Here is a 12,368-nt window from a genome sequence, read left to right as displayed (position 1 = left end):
TGGCCGGGGATACGCCCGGGCCTGGCCGGCATCGCCCAGGACTTCGGCGTCGGCCTCCGACCCACGCTCACGACCCGGGAGGGCGTCATGACGTACACCGAGCCCGCCTGCGGGGCCGGGCTCTCAGGAGGCCTCGCACCATCACGGACCGACGCCGACGCGCGCCGCGTTGGGCACCCTCCACCGCCCGGGGGCTACGAGGGGCAGGAGGACTTCACAGCGTACGTACGAGTGCGGCGCCCCGCCCTGCTCCGCACCGCTCGGCGCCTCGTGCCCGACCCCGCGGACGCCGAGGACCTGGTTCAGGCGGCGCTCCTGCGCACCCATGTCCGGTGGGACGGCATCGCCGACAAGTCCCTCGCCGACGGCTACCTGCGCCGCGTCATGATCAGCGTACGGACCGACTGGTGGCGCGCCCGCAAAACGGACGAAGTACCGATGGAACGCCCGCCCGAGCTCCCCGGAGAAGACGGTACGGACCAGCTTCTGGACCGGGCCGAACTGCTGGAGGTCCTGACGGTGCTCAGCACCAAGCAGCGCGCCGTGGTGGTACTGCGGTACTGGTCGGAGCTCAGCATCGAGGAGACCGCCGGGGCACTGGGCGTCTCCCCGGGCACGGTCAAGAGCACCCTGCACCGGGCGCTCCGGGTTCTGCGCCAAGAACTGACCGGGCGCGAGACCGCCGCTTGAGGGACGCGTGCGCCGTACTCCAAAACCGGTGGCCCTTCCGTCGGTGCGGGCATGCGCCATGCCGGCGACCCGCCTGACCCCTGAGATACGCGAATGCCGCACCGAATGCCCGGACACCGATCGGTCTCGAACAGCGGGCCGACGCCGAGGAGTGAACGGGAGGTGGCGACCTGGTTGTGCACTCCGTCCACCAAGCCAACTGGTTGAAAAATCTACGGCTTTGGTGTTGACGTGCTCATGTCTACGCGCGTCATCATGTGGCCATGCAGATTCCCCCACGCATTCTCGCCCTCGGCGGCGCACTCGCCGTCGCCGCAGCCCTCGTCGTCGGGCCCACCGCCACCGCCGCGCCCGCCTCGGCAACCTCCTACGCCATCAAGGCTGTTGGCAGCATCTGCTCCTCCGCGCTGCCCTCCCAGGCACACGACACCCTGAAGCTCATCGACGCGGGCGGACCCTTCCCGTACAGGCAGGACGGTGTCGTCTTCCAGAACCGTGAGCGCCTGCTGCCCAGCCAGAGCAGGGGCTACTACCACGAGTACACGGTCATCACCCCGGGCTCCCCGACCCGCGGCGCGCGCCGCATCGTCACCGGTCGGCAGAGCCAGGAGGACTACTACACGGCCGACCACTACGCGACCTTCAAGCGGGTCGACTTCGGCTGCTGAGGCCGGCAGTCGGGTCGGCATCGCGGTACGGCGGCCCGCTTCCCCCGGGAGGCGGGCCGCGAGTGCCTACAGCCGGATCCCGGCAGCCATCCCCGGGGCGCCATGAGCCCGGCGGACGCCGTCGTACCCGTTCAGCGGGGCACCGGCCTGTGCCCGCGCGGTTCGCGTATCCGGGGCGGGTCGTGAAGGCCGCCCGCCCCAGCCGGCATCATCGGACGTACTTCGCCGGCCTGGTGGCGGCGTTGAGCAACGCCTCAAGCGGTCCGCGGCGGCAGAAGCGGGACCAGAGCGCCGCGAAGACGATCGCCCCGAGGATGAGCGCGAGTACGGGTAACCAGGACACCTGGGTGCTTTCGCCGGCCGATATGCCCAGCAGCGTCTGCACGAGGAAGTGGCCGACGTAGGCCGTCAGGGACATGGTGCCGACGGCGATGACCGGCTTCGCCAGACGGCGCAGGCGCGCCACGCGGTCCATCAGCACCGTCGCGCCCACGATCACGAGGATCGCGACGCCCACACTGCCGATGATGTCGAACGTGGTGCCGGTGTGCGGGCCGGCACCCAGGAGGTCCGAGGCGGACGACACGAGCTGCTCGGTGGAGCCGCTGCCGCCGGACCCCGATCCGGAACCGCTGAAAGCGGCCCCCGAGCCGCCGGACCAGGACCCGGAGCCACCAGACGCCCCATCGAGGGTGTCCCGGCGGCCTCGGACGAGGTACGGAGTCCTGGAGGGGAGTTCTCCTGCGGAGCTGACGGCGCCTGCGGCGGCCGTATCTGTGTCATACGAGGAATCTCCCGGTGGGGTAGGGAGGCGGACCATCCGGCAGGCTTCGGTGACGCCCCCGCCGACCGGCCGGGACCACCCCGCCGACCGGCGGGCCGGGACGTTCTCGCGGCCCGAGGGACGCGGGGCGTCCCGCCTGCCTTCCGGCGGCGAGGCCGCTCATCCTGGGCGCTTGCCCCGTAGGGGACCGATCCCGGCCCGAGGCACGGGCTTTGGCCGCACGCCTTCGCGGGCGTTAGGGTCTGACGCCGTAACGAGGAGGGTGGGCATGGGGCTCATGGACGCGGACCACGCGGACCTGGTCATCGCGGCGCAGGCCGGGGACGACCGGGCGCGCGAAGAGCTGATCGCCGCCTACCTGCCGTTGATCTACAACATCGTCCGGCGAGCCTTGATCGGACATGCCGACGCCGACGACGTCGTCCAGGAGACGTTGTTGCGCGTGGTGCGCGATCTGCCTGCCCTGCGCGCTCCCGACAGCTTCCGCTCCTGGCTGGTGTCGATCACGCTCCGCCAGATACAAACCCATTGGCAGCGGCAGCGCGTCTTCGCCGGGCGGACCGCAGTCATGGACGAGGCACTCCACATACCGGACGCCGGCCCCGAACCCGAGGACGCTACGATCCTGCGTCTCCACGTGTCGGACGAGCGCCGTCAGATCGCCGAAGCCGGCCGGTGGCTCGACCCGGACCACCAGGTGCTTCTCTCCCTGTGGTGGCAGGAGCGCGCCGGGCTGCTGAGCCGTGAGGACATCGCCGGCGCGACGGGCCTCACCGTCGCCCACGCCGGAGTGCGCCTGCAACGCATGCGCGAACAGCTGGAACTGAGCCGGACGATCGTCGCCGCGCTGGCGGCCCACCCGCGATGCCGGCAGTTGGGGGAGACCGTCGCGGGTTGGGACGGTCTGCGTACATCGGTGTGGCGGAAGCGGATCGCGCGGCACACCCGCGACTGCCCGGTCTGCACCGCGACGGCGACGAACCGGGTCCCTGCCGAGCTGCTGCTCCTCAGCCTCGCCCCCCTGGCCGTCCCTGCCGGACTCATCGCCACGCTGACCGCCAAGGGCCTGCTGTCGAGTGCGGCTGCGAGCGCCGCCGGGCCGGCCATGGTCCCCGTCGCCGCCGCCGCGGCGGTCAAGGGAGGCGGTCTGCACGGCGCGGTGGCGGGCAAACTCCACGCCGTGACCGCTCAGCAGCTGGCGGGCCTCGCCGTCGGCGCGGTCCTCATCACGGGGGCCGCCACCTACGCGAACTGGCCGGAACCGGCACCCCGGGTGCCCGACGTCAGCGCCGCTACCGCCGTCGGTCCCACGGCCGGCGATCCCACACCGGTCGCGTCGGGCACACCCACGCCGGCCGGACCACCGTCGGCGAGTCCGTCCGCCGTCGCAGGAGGCACTGTTCCGCTGGGCGCACAATCATTGGAGTCCGTGGACCAGCCCGACCTCTACCTGACGTACTCGGGTGACTTCGCGACGCTGGGCCCGGCCTCCGCGTCCAGCAGCGCGCAGGCACGGCAGCGCGTCACGTTCACGGTGGTCCGGGGGCTGGCCGACACACGGTGCGCCACCTTCCGCGCGGCGGACGGCCGTTACCTTCGGCACCACTACCTGCGGCTGCAGCTGAGCACCGACGACGGCAGCGAACTGTTCCGGAAGGACGCCACCTTCTGTCCGCGCCCCGGGGCGGTCGCGGGGTCGGTGACCCTGCAGTCCCACAACTACCCGGGATCGGTCATCCGCCACCGCGACGGCGGCATCTGGCTCGACGGCTCCGACGGTACCCGAGCCTTCGCCGGCCAGGCCTCCTTCGTCGTCCGCGAGGCCCGGTCCTGAGCACCGCTCGCTGAGCAGCAAGGCGACCGCCGGCCGGTGCCCTTACGAACACCACCGTGAAGCGGGCGCGGCCTGCCCTTCACCGTGGACGACCGGACCGAGGGGCCGGGCGTAACACTTTTCGGCTGCGAGATGCATCACCGGGTGATCGTCGGGATGGCGCGATGTTTCTGTTACGCGGCCCCGCGTTCGGAAGCCTCCTCTTCGTGGGGTTCTTCCCGCCGCTCACCATGCGAGCCGGCGTGACGAGTGCCCCACCCTCCATCGGCACATCCCCGGAAGAAAGCGCCCCATGACGCGAGATACCCGTGAACGCCGCGCGCCCGGCACCCAGGAGCGGCGCCCCGTCCTGCGCCGCACCCACCCGGCGGCGGATCAGGCCGTACCGGCCGATGCACCCGCGATCACGCACCCCGAAGCCGCCCCAGACCACCGAGGAGCAGCATGAAGGGCCTGCACCGGCACGGCCGACGTCGCCGGACACTGACGATCGGACTGTCGGCCTCGGCGCTGCTGGCCGGTGTCATGACGCTCCTCCCCAGCTCTGCCGGAGCCGCACACCCCTTGGGCACGCAGGCGGCGCCCTCGGGCAGGTACTTCGGTACCGCCGTGGCCGCCGGGAGGCTCGGCGATCCGAGATACGCCGCCGTCTTGGACCGGGAGTTCAACATGATCACCCCGGAGAACGAGATGAAGTGGGACGCCATCGAACCGTCCCGCGGCACTTTCACGTACGGCCCGGCCGATCAGATCGTCAACCATGCCGCGGCGCACGGTCAGCGCCTGCGCGGCCACACCGCCGTCTGGCACTCGCAGCTCCCCTCCTGGGTCAGCTCCATCGGTGACGCGAACACGCTGCGCGGTGTGATGAACAACCACATCACCACGTTGATGACCCGCTACAAGGGCAAGATCCATTCCTGGGACGTCGTCAACGAGGCGTTCGCCGACGGCTCCACCCAGCACCGCAGCTCGGTGTTCCAGAACGTGCTGGGCAACGGCTTCATCGAGGAAGCGTTCCGCACCGCCCGGGCGGCCGACTCCTCCGCCAAGCTCTGCTACAACGACTACAACATCGAGAACTGGTCGGACGCCAAGACCCAGGGCGTCTACAGCATGGTCAGGGACTTCACGTCACGTGGCGTACCGATCGACTGCGTCGGGTTCCAGAGCCACTTCGGCGCCGGCGGCCCCCCGGCGAGCTTCCAGACCACCCTGGCCAACTTCGCCGCACTGGGCGTCGACGTCCAGATCACCGAGCTGGACATCGCCCAGGCGTCGCCGGCCCACTACACCAATGCGGTGAAGGCCTGCCTCTCCGTGGCTCGGTGTACCGGCATCACGGTCTGGGGGATCCGCGACAGCGACTCCTGGCGCAAGGGTGAGAACCCCCTGCTGTTCGACGGCAACGGCAACCCCAAGGCCGCCTACACCGCCGTGGTGAACGCCTTCAAGACAGTCCCCGGCACCACCTCGGGGACCGGCACCGGCACGATCAAGGGCGTCGCCTCCGGCCGCTGCATCGACATCAAGGGCTCCACCACGGCCAACGGAACCCAGGCGCAGCTGTGGGACTGCCACGGACGGGCCAACCAGCGCTGGACCCACACCTCCGGCAAGCAGCTGGTGGTCTACGGCAACAAGTGCCTGGCTGCCAAGGACCAGGGCACCGGGAACGGCACCGCGGTGGTCATCGAGGACTGCAACGGCGGCGCCGGCCAGCAGTGGAACATCAACCCCGACGGCACGATCTCCGGGGTCCAGTCCGGGCTGTGCCTCGACGCCGTCGGCGCGGCCACCGCCAACCGCACCGGGATCCAGCTGCACTCCTGCTGGTCCGGCGGCAACCAGAAGTGGACCGGCCCGTCCGGGGCTCCGGCCCCGGCAACGCCCGCGCCGTCGGGCACGTGTGCTCTTCCGTCGACGTACCGGTGGACGTCAACGGGTGCGCTGGCGCAGCCGGCGAACGGGTGGGCCTCTCTGAAGGACTTCACCCACGTGTCCTACAACGGCAAGCACCTGGTCTACGGGTCGAACTTCTCGGGCTCTTCGTACGGCTCCATGATGTCCGGGCCCTTCACGAACTGGTCGGACATGGCGTCGGCCCGCCAGACCGGGATGAGCCAGGCCGCGGTGGCTCCCACGCTGTTCTACTTCGCGCCCAAGAAGATCTGGGTGCTGGCGTACCAGTGGGGGGCGTGGCCCTTCGCCTACCGCACGTCGAGCGACCCGGCCAACCCCGACGGCTGGTCCGCGCCGCAGCCGCTGTTCACCGGCAGCATCCCCCGCACCGATTCCCCCACCGGTCCGATCGACCAGACCCTGATCGCCGACGACCAGAACATGTACCTCTTCTTCGCCGGTGACAACGGCAAGATCTACCGGGCGAGCATGCCGATCGGGAACTTCCCGGGCAACTTCGGCTCCTCGTACACGACGGTCATGAGCGACACGCCCTCGAATCTGTTCGAGGCCCCGCAGGTCTACAAGCTCCAAGGCCAGAACCAGTACCTCATGATCGTCGAGGCGAGGGGCGCGAACGAGGCCCGCTACTTCCGTTCGTTCACGGCCTCCAGCCTGAACGGTCCCTGGACCCCCCAGGCCGCCGCCGAGAACAACCCCTTCGCCGGCAAGGCGAACAGCGGTGCAACCTGGACCAACGACATCAGCCACGGTGACCTGGTCCGCGACAACCCCGACCAGACCATGACCATCAACCCCTGCAACCTGCGGTTCCTGTACCAGGGCAAGGCGCCCACAGCAGGCGGCCCCTACGACCGGCTGGCGTACCGGCCGGGTCTCCTCACCCTGCAGCGCTGACCCGCCCCAATCACAGAAGTACGCAAAGAGAGACCCGACCTGACCCCTGCGCTCGGGCCCGGCCGCAGGCTCGACGGCCTGCGGCCGGGCCCCGCCCGCCGGCCCGCGCGTCTGACGCCCGCCCCTGCGAAACCAGAATCGGAGGGCCGGGCTCTCGGACGACACCCAGCCCTCACGCTCACAAACCAGCAGGTCAGCGCACCCTTCCCCGGGGCTTCAGGTGGGTGGGAGGCAGCTCCGGGGCCGGAATCGGAGGGCCGTCGTAGCCCTTCACCTCGCCGAAGCGGGTCCCGTTCATCCAGTCCTCGCGGGCCTGTGCGATGTCCTCGTGGGAGCGGCCGATCCAGTTCCAGAACATGACGATCTCCTCCTCGAACGGCTCGCCGCCCAGGAGCATCAGGCCCGCGTCCGAGTCCGCCCGCAGGGGGAGCTCGGTGCGGCCGCAGCCGAGGTAGAGCATCGAGCCCGGGAGGACCGGGACGTCGTCGACGTGGGCCTTGCCCGACATCGACAGGACCGCGTACTCGAAGTCCGGGTCGAGCGGGAGCCGGGTCTCGGTGCCCGCGGCGAGGGCCAGGTCCGCGCCGACGATCGGGCTGTAGGCCGTGCCCGGCGAGGTCGCGGTGTCCAGGCTGCCCAGGATGACCGTCGCCGTCAGACCCGGGGCGGTGACCTGCGGGAGCTCCGCGTGGTGCTGGAAGTGCGGTTCCACATCGCGGTGGGCGTCCGGCAGGGCCACCCACAGCTGGGCGCCGTGCAGGAAGCGGGCGTGCGGGCGCGGGCTCTCCTCCGAGTGGCTGATGCCCCGGCCGGAGGTCATCAGGCCGAGCTCCCGGGGGCGCACGGTCGCCAGGCTGCCCACGCTGTCGCGGTGCAGCACCTCGCCCTCGTGCAGCCAGCTCACCGTCTGGAGGCCGGCGTGCGGGTGCGGCGCGACCTGCATGCCGGGCTCGTCGGCGATGTCGTCCGGGCCGTAGTGGTCCACGAAGCACCAGGCGCCGACCATGCGGCGGCCCAGGTTCGGCAGGAGCCGTCGGACCTCGGTGGACTCCCCGAGCCTGACCGTGCGCGGGCTGAGGAGCTCGCGTACCGGTTCGGCCACGACGAAGCCGCGGCCGCCGCAGACGGAGAGGGCGGGCTGGCGATCGAGATTGCTCATACGGACAACCTAACGGCGCACAGGCGAGCTGGTCAGTGGAATGTTCCACCGGTCCTGCGTGTTGGAGGCACCGGACACGGGACACCGGACACCGGCCATGGACACGAACAGGGAAGCGGAAGGGCGGAAGGGACGCGATGAGCGCGATGGACACCTCGTACTTCGAGCACGGGACCGCGGCCGAGCGCTGGGAGCGGGCACGGCTCTTCTTCGACGCGAAGGAGTACGCGACGGCCGCGCGCATCCTGGACCCGCTGGCGGCCGAGGCCCCGGAGCAGCTGGCGCCCCGACTGCTGCTGGCCCGCGCCTACTACCACTCCGCCCAGCTCTCCCGGGCCGAGCGCGAGCTCCGCGCGATCCTGGAGCGGTGGCCCGTGGAGGACTACGCACAGCTGATGCTCGGTCGCACACTGGAGCGCAGTGGCCGGGCCGCCGAGGCCCGTCCCTACCTGCGGATGGCCGCCGCGATGGCGGGCGAGTTCCCGCAGTAGGGGCTCCCCGGCCCGGCGCGTGCGGGGCCCGCGGCCGGACTCGGTTAGCCTGGGTCCCATATGAACCGCCTGACCACGCCCTTCGGCTCCTACGAGCTCACCCGCTTCCCCGAGGACCCGCGCGACCGGCTCCGCGCCTGGGACGCCGCCGACGAGTACCTGCTGCGCCACCTCGACGCCGGTACCGGCGAGCGCGGGCCGGTGGACCTGGCCGGCGCCGGGCAGATCACCGTCCTCGGGGACCGCTGGGGGGCGCTGACCACGGCGCTCGCCGCGTACCGCCCGACGCAGATCACCGACTCCTCCCTCACCCGCTCCGCCACCGCGGCGAACCTGGACCGCAACGGGATCGGGACCTCCAAGGCGACGGTCACGCTGCTGACCACGCAGGACCCGCCGCCCGAGAAGATCGACGTCCTGCTGGTGCGCGTGCCCAAGAGCCTGGCGCTGCTGGAGGACCAGCTGCACCGGCTGGCGCCGCACGTGCACGCGGGCACCGTGGTCGTCGGCACCGGCATGGTGAAGGAGATCCACACCTCCACGCTGCGGCTCTTCGAGCGGATCCTGGGCCCGACCAAGACCTCTCTCGCCGAGAAGAAGGCGCGGCTGATCTTCTGCACGCCCGGCACCCCGGGGGCCACACGGCCCGCGACGGCCGGTCCCTGGCCGGTGACGTACACGGCGGACGAGGACGCCGGGTCCGCTTCCGGGCTGACCGTCGTCAACCACGCCGGGATCTTCTGCGCCGACCGGCTCGACGTCGGCACCCGCTTCTTCCTGCAGAACCTGCCGACCAACACCGACGGGGCCCGGGTCGTGGACCTGGGCTGCGGCAACGGCATCGTCGGCACGGCCGTGCAGGTGCACGACCCGGACGCCGAGGTCGTCTTCACGGACGAGTCCTACCAGGCGGTCGCCTCGGCGCGGGCCACGTACCGGGCGAACATCCGCGAGGGCCGGCGGACGGCCGAGTTCCACGTCGGCGACGGGGTCGCGATGCTGGCCCCCGCTTCCGTGGACCTGGTGCTGAGCAATCCGCCGTTCCACTCCCACCAGGCCACCACGGACGCGACGGCGCTGCGGATGTTCGCGCAGTCGCGCAAGGTGCTGCGGCCCCGCGGCGAGCTGTGGATCGTCGCCAACCGGCACATGGGCTACCACACCCACCTGCGGCGGCTCTTCGGCAACAGCGAAGTCGTTGCGAGCGAACCGAAGTTCGTGATTCTGCGGGCGGTCAAGGAAGACCGGCCGCGCCCTATGTGACCTGCCGGTACGTCCTACACTCTGCCGCGTGAGCAGCCAGGTGGAGGACGGGACGGGCGGCGGGCGCTACCGCCGGGAGGACGTGGCCCGCGCGGCCGGTGTCAAGGTGCGCAACCTGCGCTACTACCAGGAGCGCGGGCTGCTGCCGCCGCCGCGCCGCGAGGGCCGGATCGCCTGGTACTCCGAGGAGCACCTGACGCGGCTGCGGCTGATCAGCGACCTGCTGGGCCGGGGGTACACGGTCAACGGCATCGCCGAACTCCTGCAGGCGTGGGAGGGCGGCGGCGGCCTGTCCGGACTGCTGGGCCTGGAGCGGGAGATGACCCGGGACTGGGTGCGCGAGGAGCCGGTCACGATGACCCGGGCCGAGCTGCGCAAGCTGTTCGGGCCCACGGCGACCGCCGAGGACACCCGGCGGGCCGCCGAGCTGGGGTACGTCACGGTCGACGGGGACCTGGTCACCCACCCGAGCCCCCGCCTGCTGGACGCGACGCTCGCGCTGGTGCGCCAGGGCGTGCCGCTCGCGGAGATCCTGGACGCCGGGGAGTTCGTACAGGCGCAGGCGGCCGCCCTCGCGGACCGGTTCGTCGGACTGTTCCGGCGGCATGTGATCGGCGCGGAGGGGCTGGAGCGGCTTTCGGCCACTCAACTCCAGCACATCACCGAGGCGGTGACGGCCCTGAGGCCGGTGGCCGGAGAGGTGGTGGCCACGGAGTTCGCGCGGGCGATGGCGCGCCGGGTGGACACGGAGGTCGCCGAGCTGCTGCGTACGGAGCAGTAGGAGTCGGCCGAAAGGGTGCGCTCGCACAACCTTGCCAACCCCCATTGGCACTCTTACATTCAACTCGTCGGTAACAACGGTGCACAGCCGATCACAAGGGACGATCTCATGACGGAATCCCCCCACTTACCCGACGAAGACAGCGGCTCCGGCCGTGTCCGGTGGCGGCGGTTCGCCGTCCTGACCGTACCCGCCGTGGCCGTGACCGCCGGCCTCGGCATCGCCCTCGCGCAGGGCGCGCTCGCCGCCTCCTTCGCGGTGTCGGGGCAGCAGTTCAAGGTGTCGGCGAAAAGCCTGGAGGGCGAGGGCTTCGTCCAGTACGGCAGCGTCGACGTCAACGCCCGCGAAGAGCTCATCCCGGTGGCGGTCACCGCCATCCGGGAGGCGAAGCTCAACAGCCTGTGCCAGTCGGTGGTCACCACGCTCCCGGTGATCGGCGACATCTCGCTCAACCTGACCGCCGGCCAGAAGAAGCCCGTCGAGGCCAGCAACCTGTTCGTGGACGCGACGCAGCTCTCGGGTGACGCGGTCTTCAGCAACATCGAGATCGGGCGCGACGCCTCCACCCTGGACAAGGGACCGGCCGACGCCCAGGGGATGCAGGACCTGTTCGCCCAGCAGGCCGACACGGTCAGCATCACCGATCTGCAGCAGACGGCGTGGGCGACCAACGCCGGCACCTTCAAGCTCTCCGGCCTGAAGATGGACATCAACAAGGGCAAGAAGGAATGCTTCTGAGCCGTCGGCGGTGGCGGCGGTGGCGGCGCGGCAGACCGTTCTGGGGCGGACTGTTCACCGCCTTGGCGGGGGCGTGGATCTGCGTCCTGCCCTTGGCACCACTGAAGATCATGCTCCAGCAGGGAGTGGCGGGGATCCCGTCCGTCCTGATGGGTGCCGTGATGATCGTGCTCGGCCTCACCGCCTGGTTCTCCCCCGCCCAGCGCGTCCTCGCGGGCGTCCTGACCACGCTGATCGCGACCGCGGCCCTGGTCCTGTCGAACCTCGGCGGATTCTTGATCGGCACCTTGCTCGGCATCCTGGGCGGCGGCCTGATGTTCGCCTGGCAGCCGTACGCCGCCCCTCGTTCCACCGCTCCGTCCCCCGAGCCCTCGCCCCAGCCCGAGCCCTCGCCCTCCGCATCCTCCACCGCGTCCCCCACGTCACCCGTGCACCACGATCCCCAAGGAGCACAGCCATGAGCCGTACCCGTACCGCGCTCGCCCTCGGGATGGCCGCCGCCGGAGCCCTTTCGCTGGCCTCGGTCACCGCTTCCGCCGCGCCGTTACCCGTGGCCGGGTCGACCACCGTCACCCCGGCCGGGCACGCCTTCAAGGCCACCCTCAGCGGCAAGGCCACCCTCAAGGCCGGTTCGGTGACGGTGACCTGCACGGTCTCCGTGGCCACCGGGGCGGTCCCGGCCGCCCCCGGCAACCAGAACGCCGCCGGGCCCGTCTCGTCCCCGATCTCACCGCCGACGTACAGCTCCTGCACCTCCAGCATGCCGGGGGTGACCCCGACGGTCACCACCAGCGGTGCCTGGACGGTGTCGATGCAGGACGGCGCCCCGATCACCGCGACCATGACCGTGCCCGCCGGCGGCCTCGTCGTCAAGACGACCGGGCTCGCCTCCTGCACCGTCACCGCGGCGCCCACGGCCGCGGCCAACGTCGGCGGCACCTGGGCCAACGGCGCCCCGCCGAGCCTGACCTTCACCAACGCGTCCGTCCCGGTCAAGGTGACCGGCGGGTTCGGCTGCCCGACGAGCGCGACCGCGTCCACCTTCAACGCGGTCTACCTCGTCACCGACACGACCGACCCGGCGCAGCAGATCACCGTCGGCCCCTGACCCGCCGCCACGAGGCCCGCCGCCCCGGAAAC

At 71.1% G+C, this 12,368-nt stretch carries 11 protein-coding genes and 1 pseudogene; 10 read left to right on the top strand and 2 right to left on the bottom strand.

Features of this window, described 5'->3' with window-relative positions; translation table 11 throughout:
- Window positions 1-87: 87 nt before the first annotated feature.
- Window positions 88-690: a SigE family RNA polymerase sigma factor gene (locus tag AB0D44_RS07060; protein ID WP_362585585.1), complete on the top strand. Its 603-nt coding sequence runs from the start codon at window positions 88-90 to the stop codon at window positions 688-690.
- 263 nt (window positions 691-953) lie between these two features.
- A complete protein-coding gene (locus AB0D44_RS07055; RefSeq protein ID WP_362585582.1) occupies window positions 954-1,358 on the top strand; it encodes a ribonuclease domain-containing protein in 405 nt (134 codons plus the stop codon).
- 208 nt (window positions 1,359-1,566) lie between these two features.
- Here the strand turns inward: AB0D44_RS07055 and AB0D44_RS07050 are convergent.
- Window positions 1,567-1,938, bottom strand: a pseudogene (locus AB0D44_RS07050) (DUF418 domain-containing protein); the annotation flags it as partial.
- A gap of 472 nt (window positions 1,939-2,410) precedes the next feature.
- On the opposite strand from AB0D44_RS07050, the gene AB0D44_RS07045 reads away from it, so the two are divergent.
- Together AB0D44_RS07045 and AB0D44_RS07040 are read left to right on the top strand one after the other, a co-directional pair.
- Complete coding sequence (locus tag AB0D44_RS07045) at window positions 2,411-3,976, top strand: sigma-70 family RNA polymerase sigma factor (RefSeq protein ID WP_362585580.1); 1,566 nt, start codon at window positions 2,411-2,413, stop codon at window positions 3,974-3,976.
- A 444-nt stretch (window positions 3,977-4,420) separates the two neighbouring features.
- Window positions 4,421-6,796 carry a non-reducing end alpha-L-arabinofuranosidase family hydrolase gene (locus tag AB0D44_RS07040; protein WP_362585577.1) on the top strand — a complete coding sequence of 792 codons (2,376 nt, stop codon included), beginning with the start codon at window positions 4,421-4,423 and terminating at the stop codon, window positions 6,794-6,796.
- 193 nt (window positions 6,797-6,989) lie between these two features.
- Here the strand turns inward: AB0D44_RS07040 and AB0D44_RS07035 are convergent, their stop codons facing one another.
- Entirely contained in the window at window positions 6,990-7,955 is a 966-nt protein-coding gene (locus tag AB0D44_RS07035) for a pirin family protein (protein ID WP_362585575.1), read from the bottom strand.
- A 146-nt stretch (window positions 7,956-8,101) separates the two neighbouring features.
- On the opposite strand from AB0D44_RS07035, the gene AB0D44_RS07030 reads away from it, so the two are divergent.
- The 6 genes from AB0D44_RS07030 to AB0D44_RS07005 all read left to right on the top strand — a co-directional run bounded on the left by AB0D44_RS07030 (window position 8,102) and on the right by AB0D44_RS07005 (window position 12,336).
- A complete protein-coding gene (locus AB0D44_RS07030) occupies window positions 8,102-8,446 on the top strand; it encodes a tetratricopeptide repeat protein (RefSeq protein ID WP_362585821.1) in 345 nt (114 codons plus the stop codon).
- 69 nt (window positions 8,447-8,515) lie between these two features.
- Window positions 8,516-9,709 carry a methyltransferase gene (locus AB0D44_RS07025; RefSeq protein ID WP_362585818.1) on the top strand — a complete coding sequence of 398 codons (1,194 nt, stop codon included), beginning with the start codon at window positions 8,516-8,518 and terminating at the stop codon, window positions 9,707-9,709.
- A gap of 28 nt (window positions 9,710-9,737) precedes the next feature.
- Complete coding sequence (locus AB0D44_RS07020) at window positions 9,738-10,490, top strand: MerR family transcriptional regulator (RefSeq protein WP_362585572.1); 753 nt, start codon at window positions 9,738-9,740, stop codon at window positions 10,488-10,490.
- 108 nt (window positions 10,491-10,598) lie between these two features.
- Entirely contained in the window at window positions 10,599-11,228 is a 630-nt protein-coding gene (locus AB0D44_RS07015) for a DUF6230 family protein (protein ID WP_362585569.1), read from the top strand.
- Window positions 11,219-11,689 carry a DUF6114 domain-containing protein gene (locus AB0D44_RS07010; RefSeq protein ID WP_362585566.1) on the top strand — a complete coding sequence of 157 codons (471 nt, stop codon included), beginning with the start codon at window positions 11,219-11,221 and terminating at the stop codon, window positions 11,687-11,689. Before AB0D44_RS07015 ends, AB0D44_RS07010 begins: the two co-directional genes overlap by 10 nt.
- The gene (locus AB0D44_RS07005) at window positions 11,686-12,336 is read left to right on the top strand and encodes a hypothetical protein (RefSeq protein WP_362585563.1); all 651 of its coding nucleotides are present in this window, start codon (window positions 11,686-11,688) and stop codon (window positions 12,334-12,336) included. Before AB0D44_RS07010 ends, AB0D44_RS07005 begins: the two co-directional genes overlap by 4 nt.
- Window positions 12,337-12,368: the final 32 nt, after the last annotated feature.

Source organism: Streptomyces sp. NPDC048349 (genome assembly GCF_040651925.1).
Lineage (GTDB): Bacteria > Actinomycetota > Actinomycetes > Streptomycetales > Streptomycetaceae > Streptomyces.
The sequence above is the reverse complement of the archived record's forward strand: the minus strand, read 5'-3'. Positions and strand labels throughout refer to the sequence as shown.